Annotated in this window: 28 protein-coding genes; 12 read left to right on the top strand and 16 right to left on the bottom strand. The window is 56.9% G+C overall.

What is annotated here, in order from left to right:
• The first annotated feature begins 31 nt into the window (after nt 1–31).
• Together B0B09_RS13750 and B0B09_RS13745 are read left to right on the top strand one after the other, a co-directional pair.
• Entirely contained in the window at nt 32–640 is a 609-nt protein-coding gene (locus tag B0B09_RS13750; protein ID WP_055296809.1) for a TetR family transcriptional regulator C-terminal domain-containing protein, read from the top strand.
• 40 nt (nt 641–680) lie between these two features.
• Nucleotides 681–1349, top strand: coding sequence for an FAD-binding oxidoreductase (locus tag B0B09_RS13745; RefSeq protein ID WP_076660524.1), 669 nt, complete (start codon nt 681–683; stop codon nt 1347–1349).
• Nucleotides 1350–1391: 42 nt separating this feature from the next.
• On the opposite strand, the gene B0B09_RS13740 is transcribed toward B0B09_RS13745, so the two are convergent.
• From B0B09_RS13740 to araD, 5 genes are all read right to left on the bottom strand, one after another.
• Nucleotides 1392–1655, bottom strand: a complete 264-nt coding sequence (locus B0B09_RS13740) for a DUF7218 family protein (RefSeq protein ID WP_055296805.1) — start codon at nt 1653–1655, stop codon at nt 1392–1394.
• A gap of 49 nt (nt 1656–1704) precedes the next feature.
• On the bottom strand, nt 1705–3009 hold the full coding sequence (gene preA / locus B0B09_RS13735; protein ID WP_055296803.1) for an NAD-dependent dihydropyrimidine dehydrogenase subunit PreA: 1305 nt from the start codon (nt 3007–3009) through the stop codon (nt 1705–1707).
• A 1-nt stretch (nt 3010) separates the two neighbouring features.
• The gene (locus B0B09_RS13730; RefSeq protein ID WP_055296801.1) at nt 3011–4345 is read right to left on the bottom strand and encodes an NAD(P)-dependent oxidoreductase; all 1335 of its coding nucleotides are present in this window, start codon (nt 4343–4345) and stop codon (nt 3011–3013) included.
• 163 nt (nt 4346–4508) lie between these two features.
• Nucleotides 4509–5417 carry a Gfo/Idh/MocA family protein gene (locus B0B09_RS13725; protein ID WP_076660523.1) on the bottom strand — a complete coding sequence of 303 codons (909 nt, stop codon included), beginning with the start codon at nt 5415–5417 and terminating at the stop codon, nt 4509–4511.
• Entirely contained in the window at nt 5417–7174 is a 1758-nt protein-coding gene (araD, locus tag B0B09_RS13720; protein ID WP_076660522.1) for an L-arabinonate dehydratase, read from the bottom strand. Before araD ends, B0B09_RS13725 begins: the two co-directional genes overlap by 1 nt.
• A gap of 71 nt (nt 7175–7245) precedes the next feature.
• On the opposite strand from araD, the gene B0B09_RS13715 reads away from it, so the two are divergent.
• The 4 genes from B0B09_RS13715 (at nt 7246) to B0B09_RS13700 (ending at nt 10178) form a co-directional block, all read left to right on the top strand.
• Nucleotides 7246–7995, top strand: a complete 750-nt coding sequence (locus B0B09_RS13715; RefSeq protein WP_076660521.1) for a class II aldolase and adducin N-terminal domain-containing protein — start codon at nt 7246–7248, stop codon at nt 7993–7995.
• Nucleotides 7996–8145: 150 nt separating this feature from the next.
• Complete coding sequence (locus B0B09_RS18140; RefSeq protein ID WP_278247290.1) at nt 8146–8286, top strand: DUF6471 domain-containing protein; 141 nt, start codon at nt 8146–8148, stop codon at nt 8284–8286.
• Between the two features lie 20 nt (nt 8287–8306).
• A complete protein-coding gene (locus B0B09_RS13705) occupies nt 8307–9179 on the top strand; it encodes a hypothetical protein (RefSeq protein WP_131825031.1) in 873 nt (290 codons plus the stop codon).
• Nucleotides 9180–9317: 138 nt separating this feature from the next.
• Entirely contained in the window at nt 9318–10178 is an 861-nt protein-coding gene (locus B0B09_RS13700) for an SDR family oxidoreductase (RefSeq protein ID WP_076660518.1), read from the top strand.
• Here the strand turns inward: B0B09_RS13700 and B0B09_RS13695 are convergent.
• On the bottom strand, nt 10144–10800 hold the full coding sequence (locus tag B0B09_RS13695; RefSeq protein ID WP_076660517.1) for an androgen-induced gene 1 family protein: 657 nt from the start codon (nt 10798–10800) through the stop codon (nt 10144–10146). The genes B0B09_RS13700 and B0B09_RS13695 overlap by 35 nt on opposite strands.
• A gap of 134 nt (nt 10801–10934) precedes the next feature.
• Here B0B09_RS13695 and B0B09_RS13690 point away from each other — a divergent pair, with 134 nt between their 5' ends.
• On the top strand, nt 10935–11708 hold the full coding sequence (locus B0B09_RS13690) for an ion transporter (protein WP_076660516.1): 774 nt from the start codon (nt 10935–10937) through the stop codon (nt 11706–11708).
• Between the two features lie 5 nt (nt 11709–11713).
• On the opposite strand, the gene B0B09_RS13685 is transcribed toward B0B09_RS13690, so the two are convergent.
• From B0B09_RS13685 to B0B09_RS13655, 7 genes are all read right to left on the bottom strand, one after another.
• The gene (locus tag B0B09_RS13685) at nt 11714–12529 is read right to left on the bottom strand and encodes a DUF2971 domain-containing protein (RefSeq protein ID WP_076660515.1); all 816 of its coding nucleotides are present in this window, start codon (nt 12527–12529) and stop codon (nt 11714–11716) included.
• A 2-nt stretch (nt 12530–12531) separates the two neighbouring features.
• Complete coding sequence (gene dxs, locus B0B09_RS13680) at nt 12532–14445, bottom strand: 1-deoxy-D-xylulose-5-phosphate synthase (RefSeq protein WP_076660514.1); 1914 nt, start codon at nt 14443–14445, stop codon at nt 12532–12534.
• Nucleotides 14446–14456: 11 nt separating this feature from the next.
• Nucleotides 14457–15365, bottom strand: coding sequence for a polyprenyl synthetase family protein (locus tag B0B09_RS13675; protein WP_076660513.1), 909 nt, complete (start codon nt 15363–15365; stop codon nt 14457–14459).
• Nucleotides 15358–15591: an exodeoxyribonuclease VII small subunit gene (locus tag B0B09_RS13670; protein ID WP_055296781.1), complete on the bottom strand. Its 234-nt coding sequence runs from the start codon at nt 15589–15591 to the stop codon at nt 15358–15360. Before B0B09_RS13670 ends, B0B09_RS13675 begins: the two co-directional genes overlap by 8 nt.
• The gene (locus B0B09_RS13665) at nt 15588–16511 is read right to left on the bottom strand and encodes a histone deacetylase family protein (RefSeq protein WP_076660512.1); all 924 of its coding nucleotides are present in this window, start codon (nt 16509–16511) and stop codon (nt 15588–15590) included. The genes B0B09_RS13670 and B0B09_RS13665 overlap by 4 nt, the downstream gene beginning before the upstream one ends.
• A 282-nt stretch (nt 16512–16793) precedes the next feature.
• A complete protein-coding gene (locus tag B0B09_RS13660; protein WP_055296777.1) occupies nt 16794–17495 on the bottom strand; it encodes a response regulator in 702 nt (233 codons plus the stop codon).
• Complete coding sequence (locus B0B09_RS13655) at nt 17492–17998, bottom strand: MarR family winged helix-turn-helix transcriptional regulator (RefSeq protein WP_055296775.1); 507 nt, start codon at nt 17996–17998, stop codon at nt 17492–17494. The genes B0B09_RS13660 and B0B09_RS13655 overlap by 4 nt, the downstream gene beginning before the upstream one ends.
• Nucleotides 17999–18146: 148 nt before the next feature.
• Between B0B09_RS13655 and B0B09_RS13650 the strand changes: the two genes are divergently transcribed.
• Nucleotides 18147–19016 carry a branched-chain amino acid aminotransferase gene (locus B0B09_RS13650; RefSeq protein ID WP_076660685.1) on the top strand — a complete coding sequence of 290 codons (870 nt, stop codon included), beginning with the start codon at nt 18147–18149 and terminating at the stop codon, nt 19014–19016.
• Nucleotides 19017–19068: 52 nt separating this feature from the next.
• Here B0B09_RS13650 and B0B09_RS13645 read toward each other — a convergent pair whose 3' ends face one another.
• The gene (locus tag B0B09_RS13645) at nt 19069–19254 is read right to left on the bottom strand and encodes a hypothetical protein (protein ID WP_076660511.1); all 186 of its coding nucleotides are present in this window, start codon (nt 19252–19254) and stop codon (nt 19069–19071) included.
• Nucleotides 19255–19484: 230 nt separating this feature from the next.
• Here B0B09_RS13645 and B0B09_RS13640 point away from each other — a divergent pair, with 230 nt between their 5' ends.
• Nucleotides 19485–20117 carry a hypothetical protein gene (locus tag B0B09_RS13640; RefSeq protein WP_131825030.1) on the top strand — a complete coding sequence of 211 codons (633 nt, stop codon included), beginning with the start codon at nt 19485–19487 and terminating at the stop codon, nt 20115–20117.
• On the opposite strand, the gene B0B09_RS13635 is transcribed toward B0B09_RS13640, so the two are convergent.
• Nucleotides 20114–21034, bottom strand: coding sequence for a DMT family transporter (locus B0B09_RS13635; RefSeq protein ID WP_055296772.1), 921 nt, complete (start codon nt 21032–21034; stop codon nt 20114–20116). The genes B0B09_RS13640 and B0B09_RS13635 overlap by 4 nt on opposite strands.
• A gap of 145 nt (nt 21035–21179) precedes the next feature.
• Between B0B09_RS13635 and B0B09_RS13630 the strand changes: the two genes are divergently transcribed.
• Nucleotides 21180–22169, top strand: coding sequence for a fatty acid desaturase (locus B0B09_RS13630; protein ID WP_242654439.1), 990 nt, complete (start codon nt 21180–21182; stop codon nt 22167–22169).
• Between the two features lie 205 nt (nt 22170–22374).
• Here B0B09_RS13630 and B0B09_RS13625 read toward each other — a convergent pair whose 3' ends face one another.
• Complete coding sequence (locus tag B0B09_RS13625) at nt 22375–23085, bottom strand: GntR family transcriptional regulator (RefSeq protein WP_076660508.1); 711 nt, start codon at nt 23083–23085, stop codon at nt 22375–22377.
• 237 nt (nt 23086–23322) lie between these two features.
• Here B0B09_RS13625 and B0B09_RS13620 point away from each other — a divergent pair, with 237 nt between their 5' ends.
• Together B0B09_RS13620 and B0B09_RS13615 are read left to right on the top strand one after the other, a co-directional pair.
• Nucleotides 23323–24303, top strand: a complete 981-nt coding sequence (locus tag B0B09_RS13620) for an ABC transporter ATP-binding protein (RefSeq protein ID WP_076660684.1) — start codon at nt 23323–23325, stop codon at nt 24301–24303.
• Between the two features lie 52 nt (nt 24304–24355).
• Nucleotides 24356–25633, top strand: coding sequence for an ABC transporter substrate-binding protein (locus B0B09_RS13615; RefSeq protein ID WP_076660507.1), 1278 nt, complete (start codon nt 24356–24358; stop codon nt 25631–25633).
• Nucleotides 25634–25641: the final 8 nt, after the last annotated feature.

The following is a 25641-nucleotide window of genomic DNA, read 5'->3' as shown; positions in this document are numbered from 1 at the left end:
GCTTCGCCTGAATTTTGAGCAAAGGATCGGCATGACCAAAGCCCCCACCCGTATCCAGCAGCGTAATCGCGCGACGATCCTCTCTGCTGGTCTCGATATTTTTTCGCAATACGGGTTTCGGGGGGCAACGCTGGATCAGATCGCCGATGCGGCGGGCCTGTCAAAACCGAACCTGCTTTACTACTTCCCTTCCAAAGAGGCCATTCACTCAGCGCTACTGGAACGTCTGCTTGAGACATGGCTGGACCCTCTCAAGGCACTTGACGGATCGGGTGATCCAATCACCGAAATCATGGGCTATGCCCAGCGCAAACTGGCGATGAGCCGCGATTTCCCCCGCGAAAGCCGCCTGTTTGCGAACGAGATTTTACAAGGTGCACCACGGATCGAAGAGATTCTGAAGACCGACCTCAAAAGGCTCGTGGATCAAAAGGCTGAAATCATCAAAGCGTGGGCCGATGAGGGGAAAATCGCCGCAATAGACCCGCATCATCTGATCTTCTCGATTTGGGCGCTGACACAGCACTACGCCGATTTCGACGTGCAAGTGCGTGCGGTTTTGGGAGAACGCGATCCTTTCCCGGATGCCGCCACGCATCTGGATCACCTTTTTCAACGCATGCTGAAAGTGGAACCATAACCGCGGTTCATGCGTTCGATCTGCAAAGAAAGGATCACACATGACCTACACACTGACGTTGCAAGAGATCGAACCTCTTACCCATGACACCTACAGACTCACCTTCAACCGCCCTGAAGGTTTCGACTTTGAGGCGGGTCAGGCGACGGAGCTTTCTATCCAAAAGGACGGTCTCAGGGATGAGGGTCGCCCCTTTACGATGACGTCGCGCCCAAACGACAAACATCTTGAGTTTGTCATCAAATCCTATCCTGACCATGACGGTGTGACCGCCGAAATCCCAAACCTTGGCATGACCGATCAGGTCAGCGCCACACCACCCTTTGGGGCAATCACCGATCACGGGCCGGGTGTTTTCATTGCCGGTGGCGCGGGCATCACACCGTTCATTTCGATCCTGCGCAAACAGCAGCAGGAAGGCGAGGCACAGGCGCAGTTGATCTTTGCCAATAAATCCGAAGACGACATCATTCTTAGGGACATGTGGCAATCCATGCCCAATGTTGCCGAGACCTTTGTTGTCAGCAAAACAGAGCAGTCTGATCTCCGCTCGGGCCGGATCGACAAATCACTGCTGCAGGAACTGGTCGGTGAGACAGACCAACCTTTCTACATCTGCGGACCGGGTGCGATGGTCGACGATGTGCGGGATGCGCTGAAGACCATGGGGGTCGATGACAAGAACATCATCACAGAAGATGGCTGGTAAATCAGCAGAAAGGCCGCCCCATTCGGGCGGCCTTTTTGGTTTTCAGCGATTGCGCAACGCGGCGATCAGTTCACTTTTCTGCATATCGCTGCGCCCCTCAATGTCCAATTCCTGCGCCCGCTCATATAGCGCATCACGTGTCCAGTCTTCGTAGGGTGGCTGTTTGCCCCCTTTTTCCGAAGGCGACTGGTCATCGTTTGCTTGTGCGTTCGCGATCCTTGCCGCCTTTTCCTTGGAAGCGCCATCTTCGCGCAGCGCTTCATATGTTTCGTCATCCTTGATCGAAGGGCCATGATCTTTGGTCATTTTCGTGTCTCCTTTGCAGGGTCAACACGCAGATGACGGCACTGGTTCCCTATTCCGCCGCGACAGCACCCGGATTGTTGGGGTGCGTCGTCCAGTTCGCATAATCTTTCTCGACAACTTTACCAGTGCGCGGATCAACCTCACCCGGCTGCATTGCCTCCATCGTGATGCAGTTCTCAACCGGGCAGACATCGACGCATAGGTTACAAGCCACGCATTCCGCATCAATCACACTGAACGTGCGATCGTCGGACATGGCAATCGCTTGGTGACTGGTGTCTTCGCAGGCCGCATAACAGCGCCCGCATTTGATGCAATCGTCCTGATTGATCTTGGCCTTGGCCACGTAATTCAGGTTCAGATACTGCCAATCGGTCACGTTCGGCACGGCACGCCCGACAACCTCTTCGACGGAGGTATAGCCCTTCTCATCCATCCACTGGGACAGGCCGCTGATCATTTCCTGCACGATCTTGAAACCATAGGTCATCGCCGCCGTACACACCTGCACATTGCCACAGCCAAGGCTGATAAATTCAGCCGCATCGCGCCATGTGGTCACACCGCCAATGCCACTGATGGGCAAACCATGCGTTTCAGGATTGCGCGCAATTTCCGACACCATCGACATGGCAATCGGTTTCACCGCAGGGCCACAATAGCCGCCGTGTGATCCTTTGCCGTCAATTGACGGTTCGGGCGACATCGTGTCGAGGTTCACCGACGTGATCGAGTTGATTGTATTGATCAGGCTGACCGCATCGGCCCCACCGCGCATCGCCGCCGCCGCAGGTTTGCGCACGTCCGTGATATTCGGCGTCAGTTTCACGATCACCGGTTTGTCATAATACTGCTTGCACCAGCGCGTGACCATTTCGATGTACTCCGGCACCTGCCCGACAGCAGCACCCATACCCCGTTCGCTCATCCCGTGCGGACAGCCAAAGTTCAGCTCGATACCATCTGCACCAGTGGCTGCCACGCGGGGGAGAATGTCTTTCCATGCCTGTTCTTCACAGGGCACCATGATCGATACGATCATTGCGCGATCCGGATAATCGGCCTTTACGCGGGTGATTTCTTCAAGGTTCACTTCCAACGGGCGATCCGTGATCAGCTCGATATTGTTCAACCCCAACAACCGCCGGTCTGCGCCATAGATCGCACCATAGCGCGGGCCATTGACGTTGACGACGGGCGGCCCTTCGGAGCCCAGCGTTTTCCAGACGACACCGCCCCAGCCCGCCTCGAACGCGCGGCGGACGTTGTATTCCTTGTCTGTTGGCGGGGCCGAGGCCAGCCAGAACGGATTGGGGCTTTTGATGCCCAGAAAGTTTGTTGTCAGATCAGCCATTTTAGTTGCTCCCCATCAAGGTTGCATGAATATCCATCGCCGCATCGCGGCCTTCTGCGACAGCCGTGACCGTCAGGTCGTCACCGCCAGTCGCGCAATCCCCACCGGCCCAGACACCTGTCTGGCTCGTCCGGCCCGCACCTGTCACAGCAATCTTGCGCCCTGCCAGTGCCAGACCACCGTCAGTCGTCAGGGTCTGGCCAATGGCCTTGAACACCTGATCGGCGGGCAGGCGCACAGTCTCGCCGGTGCCTTTCAATCCGCTGCCATCGTCGGTGGTGTATTCCAGTTCGATCTCGCGCACCGCACCGTTGCCGTGGATCGCAACAGGCTGGGCGTTGAACATCAGCCGCACCCCTTTTGACGCGGCTAGATCCTGTTCATAGGTGCTGGCGCTCATCGCCTCGCGCCCGCGCCTGTAGGCAATCGTGACATTCTGCGCGCCCAACAGTTTTGATTGCACGGCGGCATCGACAGCGGTCATCCCGCCCCCGATCACCACCACATCGCGGCCAACAGGCAGGGCCGCCAGATCACTGGCCTGACGCAGTTCTTTGATGAAGTCGACAGCATCGCGGACACCGTCCTTGTCCTCACCGTCACTGCCCAGCGCATTCACACCGCCAAGGCCGACGCCAAGGAAAACAGCGTCATAGCTCTCGGTCAGTCCGCCAAGGGAAATACCTTCACCCAGGCGCACCCCCGTTTGCACAGTGATCCCGCCGATCCCCAAGAGCCAATCTACCTCGCGCGCCGCGAAATCATCGGTGGATTTATAGGCGGCAATCCCGAATTCGTTCAGGCCGCCTGCCTTGGCCTCGGCATCATAGATGGTCACGTCGTGACCATGCATCGCCAAGCGGTGCGCACAGGCCAGACCCGCAGGCCCCGCGCCAACGACCGCTACCTTCTTGCCAGTTTCGGGCGCACGATCATAAGGATGGCGCTGTTTCGCCATCAGCGTATCGGTGGCATGACGCTGCAGGCGCCCGATCTCGACCGGCTTGCCCTCGGCCATTTCACGCACGCAGGCCTGTTCGCAAAGGTCTTCGGTCGGACAGACGCGGGCACACATGCCACCGAGAATATTCTGGTCAAAAATGGTCTTACCCGCCGCTTCTGGCGTTCCAGTGCTGATCTGGCGGATGAAAAGCGGGATATCAATATCGGTCGGGCAGGCCGTCACGCACGGGGCGTCATGACAGAAATAACAACGATCCGCAGCAACCGCCGCCTCATGGGGCGTAAAGGGCGCATGTAGATCGCCAAAGTTCTCGTCAAGTATTTCGGCGGGCAGACGCGCGGCGACAATTCCGGGGGTCATGGGGCTGGACATGGTGCAATCCTGATCTGGCTTCTCACCAGCAGCCTGCCACAGTTTTATTTTTTATCAAATGGTAAATTTTTGGCAGTTTATGAAAACAGACGCCGACGCCTTTCGCACGGGCAGGATGCCTCCGGCGGAAGTTTGATTAGACATGGAAAATCATAAGGTTACGCTAAAAGTGGAAAGCTGCGACCACATTGCGTTTGCCAAGTGTCAGCGCATCCGCCACATGCAGCATCGGTGACAAATCCACCTCGGATGCATTTGTTTTGACCAATTCCGCCATCCGGTCATAGAGCGCGGGATACTCACGATCTGCCCCCGCCGCGACCTCATTGCCATCAATCAACAGCCGCGCACCCCCATCATGGAGTGAGAGCGTGCCGGTGGTCGTTTCCACCGTAATGTCCCAGCTTTGCGGGCCCTCCTGACGCCAGTCAAAATCACCCGTCACATTTTGTGTCCATTGCATATGCGCCGCAATCGGCGTGTCGCGGTTCTCGGGGAAAAACAGTTCAGCCGACCGCAAGTGGATCGGCATCGGCAGGATTTCCGTGATGATTGACAGCGCATTACTGCCCGGATCAAACACCCCCATGCCGCCGGGCGCAAAGACCCAGTCCTGCCCCGGATGCCAGCGCCGCACGTCCTCTTTCCAGCAGATATGAACGCCGGTCACGGTTTTATCCGCAAGCCATGCCTTGGCGGGCGCCACGCCTTTCGCCATCCGGCTGTGCCATGTGGTATAAAGCGATACCCCCGCCGCATGGGCCATGTCGGCCAGCGCATATACCTCGGCCAAGGTCGCACCCGGGGGTTTTTCCAGCATCACATGCCTGCCCGCTGCGATTGCCTTGGCCGCGTAATCATAGCGCGGCACTGGCGGCAGGCAGAGCGAAATCACGGGGATATCGGGCCGCTCGGAGAGCATCTGATCAAAATCCGTGAAGGATTGCACGCCATCAACACTGCCAGCCCGGCTGACCGTCGCGGCGAGTTCCCAATCGGCGCTCCCGCCTATCGCGGGCACATGTTGATCGACAGCAATTTTGCCGATCCCGACCAGACAAATGGCTGTCATCAATGCGCCTCTTTGCCGACAGCATTGCCGCGATGCCCGACGAGGAAATCAAAATCGGCCCCCGTATCGGCCCCCATGACGCGATCATGGTAAAGCATCGCATAGCCGCTTTCCGGCCGCGGGTTCGCACCGGATTTCTCGGCAGTCCATTTCGCCAATCGCGCGGCCAGTTCGTCATCGGAAATATCCAGATGCAAACGCCGCCCTGCGACGTCCAACTCAATCATATCACCCGACTGCACCACGGCGAGCGGGCCACCGACAGCCGCCTCGGGCGACGTATGCAGCACGACGGTGCCAAAGGCCGTACCCGACATGCGCGCGTCCGAAATCCGCACCATATCGGTGATCCCTTTCTTCAGTATCTTTGGCGGCAGGCCCATATTACCCACCTCTGCCATGCCCGGATAACCGCGCGGACCGCAGTTTTTCAGAACCATCACGCAGGTTTCGTCAATATCAAGATCATCGTCGTTGATGCGTGCTTTATAGTCGTCGATATCCTCGAACACGACAGCACGGCCACGGTGTTGCATCAATTCCGGCATGGCTGCTGAGGGTTTCAAGACCGCCCCACCCGGCGCCAGATTGCCGCGCAACACGGCGATACCGCCCGATTGCGTGAGCGCCTTTTCCACTGGCAGGATTACATCCTCATTCCAGTTCTTGACGTGTTTGACCTCATCCCACATCGACCCGCCGGATACGGTCAGCGCGTCTTTATGCAACAGCCCTGCCTCGCCCAATCGCTTGATCACGACAGGCAGACCACCGGCATAGAAGAACTCTTCCATCAGGTATTTGCCCGAGGGCATCAGGTTCACAATCGTGGGCACATCGCGGCCCAACCGGTCCCAGTCATCAAGGGTCAGATCAACGCCTTTGGTGCGGCCCGCCATGGCCAGCAGGTGGATCACCGCATTGGTGGACCCGCCAATCGCGGCATTGGTCCGGATCGCATTTTCAAAGGCCTGCTTGGTCATCACATCGGACGGTTTCAGATCATCCTTGACCATATCCACAATGCGCCGCCCCGTCAGATGCGCCATCACACGGCGGCGGCTATCCACCGCAGGGATCGCGGCATTGCCGGATAGCGCCATGCCCAGCGCCTCGGCCATCGACGCCATCGTACTTGCCGTGCCCATTGTGTTGCAGGACCCCGGTGAGCGGGACATCGACGCTTCGGCCTCGACGAATTCCTCAGCCGTCATTTCACCCGCACGCACCGCCTCGGAGAATTTCCACAAATGTGTACCAGAGCCCACACGTTCACCACGGAACATGCCGTTCAACATCGGGCCACCCGACACAACGATCGCAGGCAGATCCACCGACGCGGCCCCCATCAACAAGGCAGGCGTGGTTTTGTCACAGCCCGCAAGCAACACAACACCGTCCATCGACATGCCGCGGATCGCCTCTTCCACGTCCATCGCACAGAGGTTGCGATACATCATGGCGGTGGGACGCAGGCTGCTCTCGGCAGGCGAGAACACGGGGAATTCCACCGGAAAACCACCTGCCTCGTAAATCCCGAATTTCACCTTTTCGGCCAGATCGCGCAAATGCGCGTTGCATGGGGTCAGTTCAGACCATGTGTTGCAGATACCGACCACAGGACGGCCATCCAGCAAATCCGCAGGCAAGCCCTGATTCTTCATCCAGGACCGGTGATAGATCGCATCTTTCGACGATCCTCCGAACCATTCCTGAGACCGCAATTTGCGAGGCCACTTGGCTGGCTTGAATGTCATGATCAGACTTCCTTTAGGGCATATGTTGGCGCATCATTAACCCGCAGCCCGATGAAATCCAAGGAGCGGTGATGAACAGCCATCCACAAAATATGACGCACTGGCAAGAGCGGGTCGATATGGCCGCGGCCTTTCGCTGGACAGCACGGCTGAACATGCATGAGGGCGTGGCCAACCACTTCAGCCTCGCGATCAACGATGATGGCACGCGGTTCCTGATGAACCCCAACCAGATGCATTTCAGCCGGATCAAGGCCAGTGATCTGATCGTGGTTGACGCCAATGATCCCGACACGCTGACCGGTCCGAACGCACCTGATCCTACCGCATGGGGGCTGCACGGGGGCATCCACCGTCTGGTGCCCCACGCGCGCTGCGCGATGCATGTGCATTCCATCTTCGCCACGGTTCTGGCGTCTCTCAAGGACAGCCGCCTGCCACCCATCGACCAGAACTGCTGCACGTTCTTCAACCGCTACGTGATCGACGACGGCTATGGCGGGCTGGCGTTTGAAAGTGAAGGCGCGCGCTGTGCAGCCCTCTTTTCCGACCCCAAACAAAAGGTAATGATCATGGGCAATCACGGTGTGCTCGTGATCGGTGCGACCGTGGCGGAAACCTTCAACCGGATGTATTATTTCGAACGCGCCGCCGAAACCTATATCCGCGCCCTGCAAACCGGCCAGCCCCTCCGCGTCCTGCCCGATGACATCGCCGAGAAAACAGCACAAGAACTCGAATCCTACCCCGAACAGGACATCCGGCACCTCGCCGAACTCCGCGCCGTACTCGACGCCGAACAGGCCGACTACGCCACCTAGCCCCCTTATTACTGGCCCGCTAAATATCCCCGCCGGAGGCATCCCACCCTCTCGTCCGAGACAAGGCTGAGATTTGGCTAGTGACGTTGACGCAAAAATGGAAGGCAACTCAATATTAAGCTGAACCGAAGAGGGGTGACTTAACCCCAAATTGTTGAAAAGCTGGACGGGGTAGGAATCAGCGAAAAAGAGATGAACGTTGCCAACAAGATATCCAGACGAAAGTTCTCAGCGGCGTTCTTGCTGCGATGTCTAGGCGCGATTGGATCATCGCAATTGCATTTGGACTAGCGTTGCCAGCCGAATACACTTTGGCCCAAGCGACTGCCGAAGATCAGCCAAGGCAAGAAGAAAGCGCTTCCGACAGCAATGATGCCCGCGACCGCCAAGATGATCGGACCATAGACCTTACGCCCGCGCTCAAAGACATCGAAGCAGCAATCTCCAATCTGGTAGCCGAGAAAAATCAGATAGAAGCCGAGGCCCGACAGGAGCGTGAGAGCCGCGATCTTGATGCCCAAGAAGCTATGGCAAAGTGGGCTAAGTGGATGTTCTACGCTACCACTGCGACCGTATTGCTTACTTTCTTTGCACTGTTGGCGATTGTCAGAACCCTTCACCATACGCGCCGTGCTGCTGACTCTGCTGACGGTATGCTCACCGAGGCAAAGGCAACTACTATCGCCGCTCAAGAAAACAGTCATGTTACCCAACGCATTGGGGAAGCACAGGTAAGGGCTTACCTTTCGATCACAAGAGTTACACTTACCGTTGCGCATATCAGTCAAGATGACGTTCGCTGGCAGTTTGGCGTTTTCATCAAGAACAGCGGTCAATCCCCAGCGCGAAAAGTCGGGATCAGCGCAGAAATTGAAGGTCAAGATAGGGTGTCGGTATCTAGCTTGGGTTTGGGCGACATTCCAAGCGCAACCGAGGTTGACGAAGTGATCAACAAAGGAACTGGCAATGTTGATCTAAAGTTTATCGGAAAAGATCAAACACACGTGCAAATCAAGGCAACAGTAAAAGTTTCTGGAAGCGATGTTTTCGGGTGTAAAATAGAACTTAATCAAAGGCTTGTCGGAAATATTCATCTGATCGTCGGGGAAACAATCACTATGGATCGAATGAAGCATTTGGATATGAAATTCGGGCCACCGTTCACAAAAAAGGCGAAAGACTAAAGCGACAACCTTAATCACCCTTCCCACCCCGTCTCTCCCCTTATTACTGGCCCCCTAAATATCCCCGCCGGAGGCATCCCGCTCTCTCGTCCCGCACAAACACTTGCCTCCTAGCGCAGGTTCCGGCACCACAGGTACATGACAGAAACACTTCTTTCCTTCGGCCACGGCTATAGCGCCCGCGCCCTTTCCCGCATCCTTCTGCCACAAGACTGGCGCATCATCGGCACCACACGCTCCGAAGACAAAGCGCCCCGTCTGATGAACGAAGGAATTGAGCCGCGTATCTGGCCGGGTGCCGATATGACACCGGCGCTGGATGCCGCGACCCACCTGCTGATTTCGGCTGCCCCTGATGACGCCGGCGATCCTGTGCTGGCGGAACTGCATGATGAAATCGCAAAACGCGCGGACCAGTTCGCATGGGTCGGCTATCTGTCCACCACCGGCGTCTACGGCGACCACCATGGCGATTGGGTGGATGAGAACACCGCCCTGACCCCCGCCACCAAACGCGGTATCGCGCGGGTCGAGGCCGAGGCCGCATGGGCCGCCATCCCCGGACTGCCCCTGCATATCTTCCGCCTTGCGGGCATCTACGGGCCGGGGCGCGGGCCGTTTTCCAAGGTGCGCAACGGCACCGCGCGCCGGATCATCAAAGAGGGGCAGGTCTTTAGCCGCACCCATGTCGCCGACATCGCGCGCGTGCTGGCCGCCTCGATCGCCAAACCGAACCCCGGTGCGGCCTATAACGTCTGCGACAATGATCCCGCCCCGCCGCAGGATGTGATCGCCTATGCCGCCGAATTGCTGGGGCTGCCCATCCCCGAGGCCGTCGCTTTTGAAGACGCCGACATGTCCCCCATGGCGCGCAGCTTTTACGCCGAAAGCAAAAAGGTGCGGAACGACCGGATCAAGGACGAACTCGGCGTCGAGCTGCTATACCCCGACTACAAATCAGGGCTCAGAGCTTTGCTGGCGCAGGAAATCGGCGCCTGATCGCCCAGGCAATCCCGGCGTAAAGCAGCAAGACGACAACACCGGATGTGAAGTAGGACGCGTAGACAATCAGGCGCTCTGACAGTTCCAGATTGTTCAGGAACGGATAGGGCAAGCCGCTCGTCACGCGGCCCGCGGGGCTGGTGTTGAGCGGTTCGAGCACCAGTTCCGCCCACAAAAGATAAACCCCCACCACACCACAAAGCCATGCAAAACCCGCCCCCAAACGGCGATAGCTGCGGTGGATGAACAGACTGTCAAACACCTGCAAAGCGGGTCCAAGCCCGTGCAGGTAGAGTTCCAGATGCCACGCGGCCAATTCGCCATCAGCGGTCACCGAGGCAGGATCAGCGAAGAAGAGACGCCAATACAGCATCACGACCATCGTGTTGATAACCGCCGTCATGCAAACGAACCCGTCCCAGCGGCGCGCGCTCCGGCCTTCCTCAATCGCCATCATGCGGCTGAACACAAAAAACGAACAAAACAGCGCCCAGACCGTCAGGAACCGGAACGGCCCTCCAAACTGGTCCCATTCCCCGAAAACCAGCATCCGGATGCAATAGCCTCCTGCCAGCAAAAACGCGGTCCAGCGAAAGATCAAACGGGGGTTTAACGACATTCCAGGCTCACCTTTTAGGCAAATCATGCGCAGGCGCACCGATATGCGTCCAGTCTTACGTAGCGTGACGTGATGCCCTTGCTCAACTGTTGCAAACATCCCATATCAGGGGCGCTTGAACCAGAGGACCCCGCATGACTCTCCGCCAGAAAACAGCCGATCTGCTTGCCACCGCATGGGTCCGGAATTTTATCGTGGCGGTGATCATCTTCAACGCGATCATTCTGGGGATGGAGACATCGCAATCCATCATGGATGCGGCCGGTCCGCTGATCATCGCACTGGACCGGATTTGTCTTGCGATCTTCGTGGCCGAACTTGGCGCCAAACTCTTTGCCCAGCGCCTGCAGTTCTTCCGCAGCGGCTGGAACATCTTTGATTTCATCATCGTCGGCGTGTCACTGGTCCCCGGCAACGGCGGGCTGTCGGTCTTGCGCGCCCTGCGCATCCTGCGGGTCCTGCGCGTGATCTCGGTGGTGCCATCGCTACGCCGCGTGGTCGAAGGCTTTGTCACAGCCCTGCCGGGCATGGGATCGGTATTCCTGCTGATGGGGATCGTGTTCTACATCGCCGCCGTCATGGCCACCAAACTCTTTGGCGATGCCTTCCCCGAATGGTTCGGCACATTGGGGCGCTCGGGCTATTCGCTGTTCCAGATCATGACGCTGGAAAGCTGGTCCATGGGCATCGTGCGCCCCGTGATGGAAATCTACCCCTACGCATGGGCCTTCTTTGTGCCCTTCATCATGGTGACGACTTTCGCAGTGGTAAACCTGCTGGTCGGTCTGATCGTGAACTCGATGCAGGACGCCCACGCCGAAGAAGGCAACGCCGCGACGGATGCGTATCGGGATGAGGTGCTGGCGAAACTGGAGGCGATTGAGAAGCGGTTGGATGATAAGAGATGAATGTATTAGTTTCGGTAGCTTGCTTCGCTTTTTGAAAGACCCGCTTTAATCCCATTTGATTTGAGCGCAGCCTGAATAGTTCCCACAGGAGCCCGATTTGTTGGCCCAATCGTAACATATCGGACGATTTCAGTAGGAATCTCAAATTTCAAGAAAGGCGATACGCCGTTGATACTGTCTCTGTACTCCAGATTTGGAATCTCCTGCCAAGGAGCGAATAGCATAAGTCGCCATTCCTTTTCCTCTTCAAACGCCCGATCCTTTACCGTGAATAAATTCCTTGCTGCAGCCCTTTGATGAGCAAATTTCTCTGGTGACAATTCTAATGGCATTGACCCTGTACCGTTTGGACCAGCTGAGAATTTCTTGGCATCCTCGCCAAAGGCTTCCCAAAGCGACCGGATCATTTCATTAATTCTCGTCCAATCGTTCTGGCCGTAAATAATCTTTGAGAGCAAAGGCTTGGGATCGTTTTTTGAGTTGGACACAAATTCTTCCAGTCCCTTCCTATCGAATGTGATCGAAAACCCCGATCCATCTCGCGCATAGCCTCGCCACTGGCTCAAGAGATCGCTCTGCTCTGAAAAACAGGTTCCCAAGGCCACATTTTTTCGAAGAACATCCTCTACCAGGAGTTCCGCGCCTCTTCTGACTTCTTGTTCCCTATTACTTGGATCAAATTTGTCGAGCCATCGACGAAGCAGCCAACGACCTTCTAAGTGGTCATTTGATTGGGAAAGCGAAGTCAACCAGAGTTGTTTGCTCTTAATGAAAGAAAGAAAAACCGAAGCCGAACAGTAATGGGTGATTTCATCGACCAAAGCTAAGCCCGCTTCTCCAACGTCGCCACGCCCATCACTTCCAGCACCTTCGCCTCGATGTGTTCAGCGTTCATGCCTGCCACATCATACATGGCCTTGGGGCTGGCCTGATCAATGAACGTATCGGGCAGCACCATCGAGCGGAACTTCAGGCCGTGATCGAACACCCCCTCATCCGCCAAGAGCTGCGCGACATGTGATCCGAAACCACCCACAGCGCCCTCTTCGACGGTGATCAGCGCCTCATGTGCGGCGGCGAGTTTCAGGATCAAGTCACGGTCCAATGGTTTGGCAAAACGTGCGTCCGCCACGGTCGGCGTGATACCTTTGGCCTGCAACGCTTCACAGGCTTTCATCACTTCCTGCAAGCGCGTTCCGAACGACAAAATGGCAACGCGGCTGCCTTCACTGATCATCCGGCCCTTGCCGATTTCCAGCACTTCTGGATTCTCCGGCATCTCGACGCCCGCGCCTTCACCACGTGGGAAACGGAACGCAATCGGGCCTTCGTCATGCGCCGCAGCGGTCGCAACCATGCGTACCAGTTCGGCCTCATCCGCGGCTGCCATCACGACAAAACCGGGCAGGTTGGCAAGGAACGCCACATCAAACGAGCCCGCATGTGTCGCCCCGTCAGCGCCCACCAGCCCTGCACGGTCGATGGCAAAACGCACCGGCAGACGCTGGATCGCCACATCATGGACCACCTGATCATATCCGCGTTGCAGGAAGGTCGAGTAAAGCGCACAAAACGGGCGCAACCCGCCGGCTGCAAGGCCTGCTGCAAATGTCACCGCGTGTTGTTCGGCGATACCCACATCAAAACAACGGCTGGCATAGCGCTCCATGAATTTGTTCAAACCTGTCCCATCGGGCATTGCCGCCGTCACGGCGCAGATCTTGGAATCATCGGCGGCATGTTTCAGCAGGCTTTCGGCAAAAACCGATGTATAGGACGGCGCGTTGCTCGGCGCTTTCTTCTGCTCACCGGTGATCACATCGAACTTGGCCGTGGCATGGCCTTTGTCGCTCGCGCGCTCGGCAGGAGCATAGCCTTTGCCCTTTTTCGTAATCGCATGGATCAGGATCGGGCCATCGGCACGGGCCTTGACGGTGCGCAAGACCGACAAAAGCTGCTCCATGTCATGGCCGTCAATCGGACCGAGGTACGAGAACCCCAGCTCCTCAAAGAGCGTCCCGCCCACGGTCATATGCTTGAGCACATCCTTGGCGCGCTTGGCCCCTTCGCGGAAGGGTTCGGGCAGCAAGGATATCGCGCCTTTGGCGGCGGCCTTGAATTCCTGAAACGGCTCGCCTGCATAAAGGCGCGACAGGTAGGACGACATCGCGCCTGTGGGGGGCGCAATCGACATTTCGTTATCGTTCAGGATTACGATCAGACGTTTGCCAAGATGGCCCGCGTTATTCATTGCCTCATAGGCCATGCCCGCCGACATCGCGCCATCACCAATGATCGCAATCGCATCGCCGCCTTCACCGCCCAGATCGCGGGCGACGGCAAAGCCAAGCGCGGCAGAAATCGAGGTGCTGGAATGGGCGGCACCAAAAGGATCATAGGGGCTCTCGGAGCGTTTGGTAAACCCGCTCAGGCCACCTTCTGTGCGCAGGGTGCGGATACGGTCGCGCCGGCCCGTCAGAATCTTGTGCGGATAACACTGGTGCGACACGTCCCAGATAATCTTGTCTTTGGGCGCATCGAAGACCGCATGCAGCGCCACAGTCATCTCAACCACCCCCAGACCGGCCCCCAAATGCCCGCCCGTCACAGACACCGCCGAGATCGTCTCGGCGCGCAATTCATCGGCCAACTGGCGCAGTTCGGCGTCAGACATGCCCTTCATATCGGCAGGTGTATGGACACGGTCCAGAACGGGCGTGTGGGGTTGGTCAGACATGGCGACCCTTCTTAATGTGTGCGGGCAATCACAAATTGCGCGGCTTCTTTCAACGTATCGGCTTCATTCCCGTACGGAGATAGCGCATCACAGGCTTCTTCCACCAGTGCGCTCGCGCGGCTTTTCGCCCCATCAAGACCCAATAAAGACACAAAAGTCGCTTTTCCAGCGGCAGCGTCCTTGCCAACAGCCTTGCCAACAGTGTCTGCATCGCCAGTCGCATCCAGAACATCATCGACAATCTGGAACGCCATACCCAGGTATGCGCCATAGATCGACAAAGGTTCGCGCTCGGCCTCGGCCATGCGCGGCCCGACAAGGGCTGACCATGAAATCAAAGCACCTGTCTTGGCGGCCTGCAGATCCATGACCTGCTGCAAATCAAGCGGCACCTTCGCCGTCTCTGCGGCGATATCCGCAGCCTGCCCGCCAACCATTCCGCGAATACCCGCAGCGTTGGTCAGTGACATCAAAAGGTTCAGCTTGGCGCGGGGGGCACATTCGGCCTGCAACAGCAATTCAAACGCAAGTGCCTGTAGCCCATCACCTGCCAAAACAGCCGTCGCTTCGTCCCATTTTTTATGCACTGTCGGCTGACCACGGCGCAGATCATCATCATCCATGCAGGGCAGATCATCATGCACCAGCGAATAGGCGTGAATACACTCGATCGCCGCGGCAGCACCGGCTGCAGCAACCGGATTGATACCCAGCATACGGGTGGTTTCCAAAACCAGAAACGCACGGAACGCCTTACCACCGGAAGAGGCATAGATCATCGCGTCGGCAACATCGCCCTCCAGTCCCGTCAGGGCGAACCCGATCCGCGCTTGTGAAACCTTCGCGGCATGGGCCAGCGTTTCTTCAAACGGCTTACGCTTCAGCGCGGCGATTTGGTATTTTTCAAGAGGATTAGCCATCGAGCGATGCCGTGCCGACAGGTGAACCACCTTCGCCCAATGTGATCTTCGCGACCTTTTCTTCGGCCTCTTTCAACTTTGCTTCGCAGCGGGCTTTCAGCGCCGCGCCACGCTCATAAAGGGCGATGCTTTCATCCAGAGCAACGTCGCCACGCTCCAGCTGGCCGACAACCTTTTCCAATTCTTTGATTGCGTCCTCAAAGCTCATGTTCTCAACGTCGCTCATCGACCTCTTTCCTCCAAAACCTTTACATGGGCAGCTGCAGACGCGCCCAGCGCCGTCAGGTCATATCCACCTTCAAGGCTCGATACCACCCGCCCGTTACAATGGGTACTTGCTACATCACACAAACGTCCTGTCACCCAACCAAAGTCTTCTGTCGTCAGGTTCATCCCCGCCAAGGGATCACTCATATGTGCATCGAAACCGGCCGAAATTATGACGAGTTGTGGAGAGAATGCGTCAAGCCGTGGCAAAACAAGGCGCTCCATCACATCACGAAAGGCCTTTGATCCGGTGCCTTCGGGCAAGGGCACGTTCAACACGTTATCGACACCCACCTCATGGGCGGCACCGGTGCCTGGGTAAAGCGGGGACTGATGGGTCGAACAAAACAGAATCCGCGGATCATCCTCGACAAGATCCTGCGTGCCATTGCCGTGATGCACGTCAAAATCCACGATCGCGACCCGGTCCAACCCGTGATAGTCCAACGCGTGCTTGGCCCCGATGACAACATTGCCAAAAAAGCAAAACCCCATCGCCGTTTCGCGTTCCGCATGATGGCCCGGCGGGCGCACTGCAACGAAGGCATTATTTGCCTCACCGCCCAGCACCATATCAACGGCGCGCACAACGCCACCTGCGGCACGCAAAGCGGCGGTCAGCGTACCGGGCGACATGTGGGTATCGGCATCCAGTGACCGCCATCCTTCGGTCGGGGCAGCCGCGCGGATTGCATCTATATGGGTCTGCGGATGGGCGCGCAACAGATCGTCATCTGCCACCAAAGGGGCTGTGACACGGGTCAGGGGCATGCCCTCAAGGGCATTCAAGACCGCCGCCAACCGCGCCACCTGTTCAGGGTGGCCCGGGGGTGTGATGTGATCCGCGCAATCGGGGTGAGAGATCAAAGCTGTTGTCATAGGCGCAGAAAACGCAATTCAGGTGGGAAGCACAACTATGTTTGTGATCTTCACGGCATTTACCGCGCGAGATCAGGCACCAGCTAGGTCGCGGTGCTGACTTTTACAAACCAGACCGCCGGTTTAGGCGCGGCGAAAGTCCAGTTTGAGCCTAATGTGTCGGCCTGTTTTGCTGTGGGGGTGCTTTTGGGTGAAACGGAGAAGGTAACTGTGTCCGCACTTTCCAGTTCCCTCGCACCGCAACAAAGGCCGTTCTGAGGTGAGAATGCAGGGATACCCCCCTTATTCAGGCGCCAACATATAACCCGCACCACGGACCGTCTGAAGGTAGCGGGGCTGTTTGGGGTCCACCTCGATCTTGCGGCGCAGGCGCGTGATCTGGACATCCACCGCGCGTTCCTGCGTCTGCCCCCCCGACCGGCTCAGCTCCTCGACCAGTTTGGTGCGCGTCACGGATTGCCCGGGACACCCCGAGAAGATCCGCATCAGCTGGCTTTCGGTGGCGGTCAGCCGGACCAGTTGGTCCCCATGCCACATCTCGCCGCGTTCAATGTCATAGCGCACCGGCCCCATGTTCAGAACCTTAGGCAAGACCACGCTGGGTTCAGCGGCAGGCACACGGCGCAAAATCGCATTGATCCGTAGCAGCAGTTCTTTGGGTTCAAACGGCTTGGGCAGGTAATCGTCCGCGCCCGCCTCGAGCCCCGTAATCCGGTCATCGGTGCCACCCTTCGCGGTCAGCAGCATGATCGGCGTTGTGATCGTCTGGCGCAGATCACGACAAAGCGACATACCGTCCTCGCCCGGCATCATCACGTCCAGAACGATCATATCAAATTCCAGCCCCGCCAGAATACGCCGCGCATGGGCGGCGTCGCGGGCGGTGCTGACCAGAAAACCCGAGCGCATCAGGAACTTCTGCAAAAGTCCGCGGATGCGTTCATCGTCATCGACAATCAACAGGTGGGCATCGTCATTGCTCATTCCGGTTTATCCTTCATCGCCTCATAATGGTGGCGCGTCTCTTCATCCATCATGGCCTCCAAAACCTGCCGAAAACCGGCAACCGCCGCCGGACCTGCCGCACGATAGGCAGCCCGCATCCGGTCACGCTGGGCATCGGATAATTCCCGCTCGAGCGCTTCACCCGCTGCAGTCAGGTGCAAATGTCGCTCGCGCTTGTCCCGCTGTCCAACAGTGCTCGCTACCAAACCGTCTTCGATCAAACTGCGCAAGACACGATTGAGCGATTGTTTTGTAACGCCAAGAATGGACAAAAGGTTATTGACCGTTGTGCCCGGACTGCGGTGGATGAAGTGGATCGCACGATGATGCGCACGCCCGTATGACTTCTGCGCAAGAATACGGTCGGGATCAGCGGTAAAGCCGCGATAGGCAAAAAACATCGCCTCGATCCCTTTGCGCAACTGCTCATCCGTCAGGAACAGCAGGCTTTGGCCCATCTGCGGCGGCAACCCGTCATTCATGCGCGTCCTCCCTTGGTCTTGACGCTACAATACGTCAGCTTTGTTGACATTCCAAGAATCAACTGCTAGCGAAACGCAGAAACTACGCAACATTATGTCCGAAACGGACCTATTGACGTAACAAATGCAAAACGGGATGGAGATTACGATGGCCGGTGCATATGACGACAGAGACGGTAAAATCTGGATGGACGGCCAGTTGGTCGAATGGCGCGATGCCAAAGTCCACATTCTGACCCACGCCATGCACTACGCCTCATCCGTGTTCGAGGGCGAGCGCTGCTATTCCGGCAAGATCTTCAAATCACGCGAACACAGCGAGCGTCTGATCAAATCCGGCCAGTTGATCGATTTCCAAATCCCCTACACCGTCGATGAAATCGAAGCGGCAAAACAAGCCGCTCTTGATGCCAACGGCCTCAAAGACGCCTATGTCCGCCCCGTTGCATGGCGCGGATCAGGCGAAGACATGGGTGTCGCGGCGGCCCGCAACCCTGTCCACCTTGCCGTGGCGGTCTGGGAATGGGGCAACTACTATGGCGACGCCAAGATGAAGGGCGCCAAGCTCGATATCGCGAAATGGAAACGCCCCAGCCCTGAAACAGCACCATCGCAGGCAAAAGCGGCGGGTCTTTATATGATCGCCACCATGTCCAAACATGCCGCCGAGGCCAAAGGCTGTTCCGACGCCATGATGTTCGACTATCGCGGCTATGTGGCCGAAGCGACAGGCGCGAATATCTTCTTTGTCAAAGACGGTGAGGTGCACACACCTGTTGCCGATGCATTCCTGAACGGCATCACCCGCCAGACAGTGATCGGCATGTTGCGCGACAAGGGCCTGACGGTCAACGAACGGATTATCATGCCCGAAGAACTCGAAGGGTTCGAACAGTGCTGGCTCACAGGCACCGCCGCCGAAGTGACCCCTGTGGGACAAATCGGCGACTATAACTTTGAGGTCGGTGCCATCACACGCGAGATTTCAGCCGACTATGAGAAACTGGTCCGCGCGTAACGGATCCCATACGGCAATCGAAAGGGGCGCTCGGGCGCCCCTTTTTCGTCGGCTAGGGCCGCATACCGCGCGCAAACCGCACAAAGAAACTGGTGCGGCTGTCAAGCGTCCGCTGCCGTTTGCGGCGCTGAAGGTCCAGTGTCGCTTTGTGCGGTCCTTCGTGGCGTTCGATCGCAATAGCCCGGACCATACGTGCAGGCGTCACGGTGTTTGGTCTGTCGAGTACATGTTTTTTCATGTCATCCTCCACTATGTCCATTCACCATAGCACAAACTTGCTGATTCTGCCCAATCACTCAAAACGCGACTTGCGCTATCATTGCGCCATTTGAGGGAATTAATTCATAGAAACTTGCTTACTGTAGCCTTAACCGCAACAATAAACGGGCAGGTCCGCCCAGAGGGGCCTAAGTTCCGGCAGGTTTGAATGGGACTCTGATTCAGCTTGGTTTGTTAGTTAGAGTCGTCATGTACCCACCGCACACGGACACCACCGATCATATCACCGCACAACCAAAGCTCACTGAAAAAGAGCGTGCCGTGCGACGGTTGCTCAGGTCATCCCCCCAAGACCTCTGGCTTGACACGCTGCGCCGCACACGCGGTACAGAGCATTGCGCGCTTGTCCACTGGATGTTGTGCCAGCCTGAATGCGATTTTGCTGTGGCGGTGCACGCCTTCTATCGCTGCAACCCCACTGATTTTCTGGACAATCCCCGGCCACTGCCCGCACGTCCGCGAACCCATGACATCTTTGCGCTTATCCTGCGCAACTGGGAAACGGGATCTTACAGGACACATCGCCTGAAGCTCGAAGCAATCGATGCCGATCCAAGCATCGTGTCACAGGTCAGACAAAAATTGATGATTTACTCCGAAGGCACGCTGCCCTTCACGATCCCACCGGCCTTTATTGATCCGACCGGCGGATCACCCGTCAAAGTGCCGCCACATCTGCAACCCAATGAGATCCGGGAAATCTGGTCACTATTTTCCGATTTGGGCCTCAATGTGCACACATCCCCACCGGGGTTTGCCCGACGAATCGCGCAGGTGCGATGGCTTTTTGCGCGGCTGCGACAAGGCGCGCGACAGGCCTAGGATCCGATATTCCCGGTCGCTTTGCGTTGCTGTGCGCGTTGCAGACCCAGCTTGCGCTCGCGCCAGATAATCAGCACACCCGCCGCAATCACGATCCCTGCGCCAATCAGCATGGTGCCGGTCGGCACTTCGTCAAAGATGAAGTAGCCGATCAACAGGGCAAGGATCATCGAACTATAATCGAAAGGCGCCACAAGCGACGCATCGGCGTAGCGGTAACTTGAGGTTAGCAAGATCTGCCCCACCCCACCCAAGAGCCCAGCCATCACCAACATCACCGCGATCTGCCAAGTCGGCACGACCCAGCCCCAAGGCAACGTGAAAAGCGCCATCACCGAGGACGTGACCGTAAACCAAAACACGATCGCAGCCGTTGTTTCTGTCGCCACCAGTTTGCGCACGAAAACCTGCGCGAGGGCCGCAAGAACCGCCCCCATCAAAACGACAATCGCGCCCAGCGTTTCGGAATGGTTCAAGCTCGCCCCGACCGAAAGCCGCGGCGACAACACGATCAGAACGCCAACCATCCCCATCGCAACAGCCGACAGACGGAACGCGCGCACGTTTTCATTCAGGAACATCGCCGCAAAGACGACGACCAACAGCGGCGCGGCATAGCCAATCGCTGTCACCTCGGGCAATGGCAGCAGGCCGAGCCCGGTAAACCCCAGCCCCATTGCCGATGTGCCCACCAAGCCCCGCCAGAAATGGCCCATCGGGTTCTTGGTTTTCCAGCCATCCCGGAGTTCATGCCGGATCGCCAGCCACCCCAGAATAATGGGCAAAGCAAAGAAAGACCGAAAGAAAACAGCCTGCCCCGGCGGGACATCAACCGAGGCGGCTTTGACCAGACTGGCCATCCCCATGAACATGCAGACAGACAGGACTTTAAAGATAATGCCCCGAAGCGGCTGCATGATGTGTTCCTCTTTTCGCTACACTAGGACGCAGGTAGACCACATTGAAGCCTTTTTCGCTTGCTAATCGTTGACGTTAGGGTATCGAAAATCATCACAGGCTAAGAAGCAGTATATGCAAGACAAAAATAAGACCCCCGCGAACATGACCCCCCGTGACTGGGTCCAGATTTTGGCAAAATACCGCGAACCAAGCAGCATCCGCAGCAGCTTTGAACTCGCAGTCAGTTTGATCCCCTTTGTGGTGCTTTGGGTGCTGGCCTGCTGGGTCGCGCAGTATAGCTATCTTGGCGCACTTGTGATCTCGGCGGCGAACGGACTTTTCCTGTTGCGGCTCTTTTGTATCCAACACGATTGCGGTCATGGTTCCTTCTTTGGCAACCGCGATGTCAGTGATTGGGTCGGGCGGGCCTTGGGCGTTGTCACGCTTACGCCATATGATGTCTGGCGGCGCACACATTCGATCCATCACAGCCATGCGGGTGATCTTGATCAGCGCGGCATCGGTGATGTGATGACGCTGACGGTCGAAGAATACCACCAGCGCACGCCTTTCGGACGGTTCCTTTATCGGGCGTACCGCCATCCCTTCGTCATGTTCGGCCTTGGCCCGACCTATCTGTTTTTCCTGCAAAATCGCCTGCCGCTGGGCCTGCAAGGACGCAAATACTGGATCAGTGCGATGGGCACCAATGCCGCCATCGTGGCGACCCTTGGCACAATCGTTTATTTCGGCGGGTTTCAGGCGCTGTTTCTGGTGTTTCTGCCCACAACCCTGATCGCCGCATCCATCGGCGTGTGGCTGTTTTACGTTCAACACCAGTTTGAAACGACGCACTGGGAACAGAACGATGACTGGCAACTGCACGAGGCCGCTTTGCACGGCAGCTCACACTATGATCTGCCACCGATCCTGCGCTGGTTCACTGCCAACATCGGCATCCACCATGTTCACCATCTCTATAGCCGTATTCCATTCTACCGGTTGACAGAAGTGCTGCGCGATCACAACGAACTGGTCGAGGTGAGCCGCATGACAATCGCCCAAAGCATCAAATGCGCAAGCCTTGATCTTTGGGACGAAAAGTCCAAGCGCCTGATTTCTTTTGCCGCAGCGCGCAAGCTGGCCGCCTAGCACCCCGAAGTCCCGGATCTGATCCGGGACCTCATGCCTGACCGCGGCAGGATAGCAAAGACCTATAGCAGACCTTCTACACCAAGCGTCCGAATGGCTGTTTTGTGGGACCGAACCGCCATTCACTGCACGTTTGCCAAGGTCTGCTCTGGCGCCTATGCCCTCATAATCTGCCCGACTGTAAGTTGCACCTTGAAGGTCGCGCTCAGCGTCGTGTGTCTCCTAACAACATGGCGCGCAGGTTCTGCTCGATCGGGGGTCGTTCGTGCAGGTTTAGCGCGGAATGCAGGTCGACAAGATGGCTTTGCATCAGTTCTTCAGCGCGCTGCCCGTCGTTTTCGGCGATCGCAGCGATCAAGGCATGGTGCGCCTGACTTTCACACAGCGCACTTTCACGCCGCCAGTACAGCGCGATGATCAATGATGAGCGCGCAATCAAGATATCTATCATATCGGCAATCGTCTTCTGATTGGCGATCCGTGCAATTTCCAGGTGGAATTTCCCAGACAGATACAACGCACGCCCCCGATCCCCGGCGTCTAACGCAGCATGTTCTTGCGTGATGTGATCTTTAAGCAGCGCAACGTCTTCAGGCGCTGCATTCAATGCTGCGCTGCGGGCGGTCCGTGGTTCAAGCAATTCGCGGGCCTCGAACACCTCGTGCGCCTCGGTGAGGCTGGGCTGTGCCACGAACGCACCGCGGTTTCGTTTGATTTCAACAATCTGTTGATGCGAAAGGGATTGGAGTGCAGATCGAACAATGGTGCGTGATACCCCATAGATGTCTGACAGATCATCTTCGCCCAACTTGGTTCCCGGCGCCAAGCGGTGTTCATGAATAGCGAGTGACAACGCGCTCGAAATGGACGCAGCGCTGACGCTGGGTTTTTCCGTTGTTGGCGTTGTCAGCGTCATTCGTGCCTCCTCTGAATCGAAATGCCAGAGCAGGATTGAAGACACAACCCAATTTCCCCTCACTACAATTTAAACAATTATTGTATACAATTTTGCGTACAAGAATGCATCATGAGCGTTTATTCCCGCCCAAAATGCAGGCAGTCGCGATAAAAGACCCACCAGACAGCCCTAAAACGATTGCGTTGTGTATGAGTTGTCTCGCTGCTGGACCCAACATTGCGTTTGGAGTCCGCTGTGAGCAAGCAAGATTTAGAATTGGTGTCAGTGAGCAAACGATACGGCAGGACGACTGCTGTTGACGCAATCAACTACCACTTCAAATCCGAGAGCTATACCTGCTTGCTGGGTCCATCCGGTTGTGGAAAGTCGTCCACGCTGCGGATGATAGCTGGCCACGAAAGCGTCAGTGACGGCGCAATTTTGCTGGCAGGACGTAATATTTCGAACTTGCCTCCTGCACAGCGCGGCACGGCGATGATGTTTCAGAATTACGCGTTGTTTCCGCATCTCAGCGTGTTGGACAATGTGGCCTTCAGCCTCAAGATGAAGGGTGTCGATACTGTCAAGCGCCACGCACAGGCGCGCGAAATGCTTGATCTCGTAGACCTTACAGACCTCGCGGAAAGGTTGCCAGATCAGCTTTCTGGGGGGCAACAACAGCGCGTTGCGCTTGCAAGAGCGCTGATCACCCGCCCTCAGGTACTGCTTCTCGACGAGCCGTTGTCCGCGCTTGATCCATTCCTGCGGGTGCGCATGCGCGCGGAATTGCGGAAGCTACAAAAAGAACTGGGCATCAGCTTCATTCACGTCACGCACGGTCAAGACGAAGCGCTGGCTTTGGCAGACGAGATCATCGTTATGAACAATGCCGTGATTGAGCAAGCTGGCCCAGCCCGAGATGTGTTCAATTCTCCGAAAACCCAATTCGTCGCCCAGTTCATGGGCGGACATAATGTCATTGCGCTTCCCGCAGGACATTTCGCAGTCCGTGCTGATGCCGTGTCGGTCACGGAGCCTTCGAAAGGAGCGGTCGAAGGCCAAGTCATAGCCGTCGAATATCAGGGCACCCATGTCTCTTTGTCGGCACGGATTGCCGGTGACCAAGAAGTCTTGGCCCTTATTCCAGACAGCAAATTTTACAACAACCCGCACCACCCCGGTGACCGGATCGGTCTCCACTGGGACGCCAATAACCAACACGAACTGACCGCATGAACTGCGGCGCAATTCTTTCAAACAAGAAAATACCTGACAAGGAGACGAACCAATGACAAAATTTACACATCGTAACGGCCTAAGCCGTCGCACACTTCTGAAAGGCGCAACTGCTGCCGTGGCTGGCGGCACATTGGGTGCCCCGATGCTCTGGGCGCAAAACATCAAAGATGTCACTCTGCGACAGTTCGGAACAGGGGTGTCCAACCTCAATGATGTTGCAACCAAAGTGAAAGAGGACCTTGGCTTTACGCTCGAAATGACAGCGCTGGACACAGACAGTGTGACACAGCGCGCAGCGACCCAGCCCAATAGTTTCGATATTGCCGACATCGAATACTTTATCTGCAAAAAGGTCTGGGCTGCGGGCAACCTGCAGGCAATGGACACGACCAAAATTGACAACTACGACAAAATCGCCGGAACATTCCGCAGCGGTCTTTTGACACCGACAAGCACAATCGCGCAGGGCACCGCGCCGCACACTGTCGGCTTTACTTCCGGTCCGAACGGCACTGATTTTGTTCAGGAAGAATCCGGTTGGATGACGCTGATCCCGACCATCTACAACGCGGATACATTGGGCATCCGACCAGACCTGATCGGCCGTCCGATTACCAATTGGTCCGAGCTGTTGAACCCCGAGTTTAAAGGCAAAGCCTCGATCCTTGATATTTCGTCCATCGGGATCATGGATATGGCAATGGTTGTGGAATCCATGGGTGAGTATACCTACCCGGACAAAGGCAACATGACGCGCGAAGAGATTGATCTGACCATCGGTATCTTCACCGAGGCCAAGCAAAACGGCCAGTTCCGCGCATTCTGGAAGTCGTTTGACGAGAGCGTCAACCTGATGGCATCCGGCGAAGTGGTGATCCAGTCAATGTGGTCCCCCGCGATCACGGCTGTGAAATCCCAAGGTATCCCTTGCGTCTACCAGCCGCTTGAAGAAGGCTATCGCTCGTGGGGCGGCGGCTTGGGCATTTCTGCGGCACTGTCGGGTATCGAACTGGATGCAGCCTATGAGTACATCAACTGGTACCTCTCTGGCTGGGTTGGTGGCTACCTGATGCGTCAGGGCTATTACTCTGCGGTTCCTGAAACCTCCAAAGCGTTCATGTCCGCCGATGAGTGGGGCTTCTGGTATGAAGGCAAAGCCGCCGAAGGCGACATCCTGTCCCCAACAGGTGACAAGCTTGCCGGTGCGGGCGAAGTCCGCGATGGCGGGTCCTTCTTGGACCGTATGGGATCGGTCGTTTGCTGGAACTCCGTCATGGACGAAAACCAGTACATGGTCCGTAAGTGGAACGAGTTCATCGCAGCCTAAGCTGCATG

The organism is Yoonia rosea (assembly GCF_900156505.1).
In the GTDB taxonomy this organism is placed as follows: domain Bacteria; phylum Pseudomonadota; class Alphaproteobacteria; order Rhodobacterales; family Rhodobacteraceae; genus Yoonia; species Yoonia rosea.
This window is presented reverse-complemented; position numbering and strand designations above follow the sequence as displayed.

Excerpts from the sequence above, each read along its gene's own strand:
- B0B09_RS13750 (WP_055296809.1), top strand. The coding sequence starts at position 32 with ATGACCAAAGCCCCCACCCGTATCCAGCAGCGTAATCGCGCGACGATC.
- B0B09_RS13745 (WP_076660524.1), top strand. The coding sequence starts at position 681 with ATGACCTACACACTGACGTTGCAAGAGATCGAACCTCTTACCCATGAC.
- B0B09_RS13740 (WP_055296805.1), bottom strand. The coding sequence starts at position 1,655 with ATGACCAAAGATCATGGCCCTTCGATCAAGGATGACGAAACATATGAA.
- preA (WP_055296803.1), bottom strand. The coding sequence starts at position 3,009 with ATGGCTGATCTGACAACAAACTTTCTGGGCATCAAAAGCCCCAATCCG.
- B0B09_RS13730 (WP_055296801.1), bottom strand. The coding sequence starts at position 4,345 with ATGTCCAGCCCCATGACCCCCGGAATTGTCGCCGCGCGTCTGCCCGCC.
- B0B09_RS13725 (WP_076660523.1), bottom strand. The coding sequence starts at position 5,417 with ATGACAGCCATTTGTCTGGTCGGGATCGGCAAAATTGCTGTCGATCAA.
- araD (WP_076660522.1), bottom strand. The coding sequence starts at position 7,174 with ATGACATTCAAGCCAGCCAAGTGGCCTCGCAAATTGCGGTCTCAGGAA.
- B0B09_RS13715 (WP_076660521.1), top strand. The coding sequence starts at position 7,246 with ATGAACAGCCATCCACAAAATATGACGCACTGGCAAGAGCGGGTCGAT.
- B0B09_RS13700 (WP_076660518.1), top strand. The coding sequence starts at position 9,318 with ATGACAGAAACACTTCTTTCCTTCGGCCACGGCTATAGCGCCCGCGCC.
- B0B09_RS13695 (WP_076660517.1), bottom strand. The coding sequence starts at position 10,800 with ATGTCGTTAAACCCCCGTTTGATCTTTCGCTGGACCGCGTTTTTGCTG.
- B0B09_RS13690 (WP_076660516.1), top strand. The coding sequence starts at position 10,935 with ATGACTCTCCGCCAGAAAACAGCCGATCTGCTTGCCACCGCATGGGTC.
- dxs (WP_076660514.1), bottom strand. The coding sequence starts at position 14,445 with ATGTCTGACCAACCCCACACGCCCGTTCTGGACCGTGTCCATACACCT.
- B0B09_RS13675 (WP_076660513.1), bottom strand. The coding sequence starts at position 15,365 with ATGGCTAATCCTCTTGAAAAATACCAAATCGCCGCGCTGAAGCGTAAG.
- B0B09_RS13670 (WP_055296781.1), bottom strand. The coding sequence starts at position 15,591 with ATGAGCGACGTTGAGAACATGAGCTTTGAGGACGCAATCAAAGAATTG.
- B0B09_RS13665 (WP_076660512.1), bottom strand. The coding sequence starts at position 16,511 with ATGACAACAGCTTTGATCTCTCACCCCGATTGCGCGGATCACATCACA.
- B0B09_RS13660 (WP_055296777.1), bottom strand. The coding sequence starts at position 17,495 with ATGAGCAATGACGATGCCCACCTGTTGATTGTCGATGACGATGAACGC.
- B0B09_RS13655 (WP_055296775.1), bottom strand. The coding sequence starts at position 17,998 with ATGAATGACGGGTTGCCGCCGCAGATGGGCCAAAGCCTGCTGTTCCTG.
- B0B09_RS13650 (WP_076660685.1), top strand. The coding sequence starts at position 18,147 with ATGGCCGGTGCATATGACGACAGAGACGGTAAAATCTGGATGGACGGC.
- B0B09_RS13645 (WP_076660511.1), bottom strand. The coding sequence starts at position 19,254 with ATGAAAAAACATGTACTCGACAGACCAAACACCGTGACGCCTGCACGT.
- B0B09_RS13640 (WP_131825030.1), top strand. The coding sequence starts at position 19,485 with ATGTACCCACCGCACACGGACACCACCGATCATATCACCGCACAACCA.
- B0B09_RS13635 (WP_055296772.1), bottom strand. The coding sequence starts at position 21,034 with ATGCAGCCGCTTCGGGGCATTATCTTTAAAGTCCTGTCTGTCTGCATG.
- B0B09_RS13630 (WP_242654439.1), top strand. The coding sequence starts at position 21,180 with ATGACCCCCCGTGACTGGGTCCAGATTTTGGCAAAATACCGCGAACCA.
- B0B09_RS13625 (WP_076660508.1), bottom strand. The coding sequence starts at position 23,085 with ATGACGCTGACAACGCCAACAACGGAAAAACCCAGCGTCAGCGCTGCG.
- B0B09_RS13615 (WP_076660507.1), top strand. The coding sequence starts at position 24,356 with ATGACAAAATTTACACATCGTAACGGCCTAAGCCGTCGCACACTTCTG.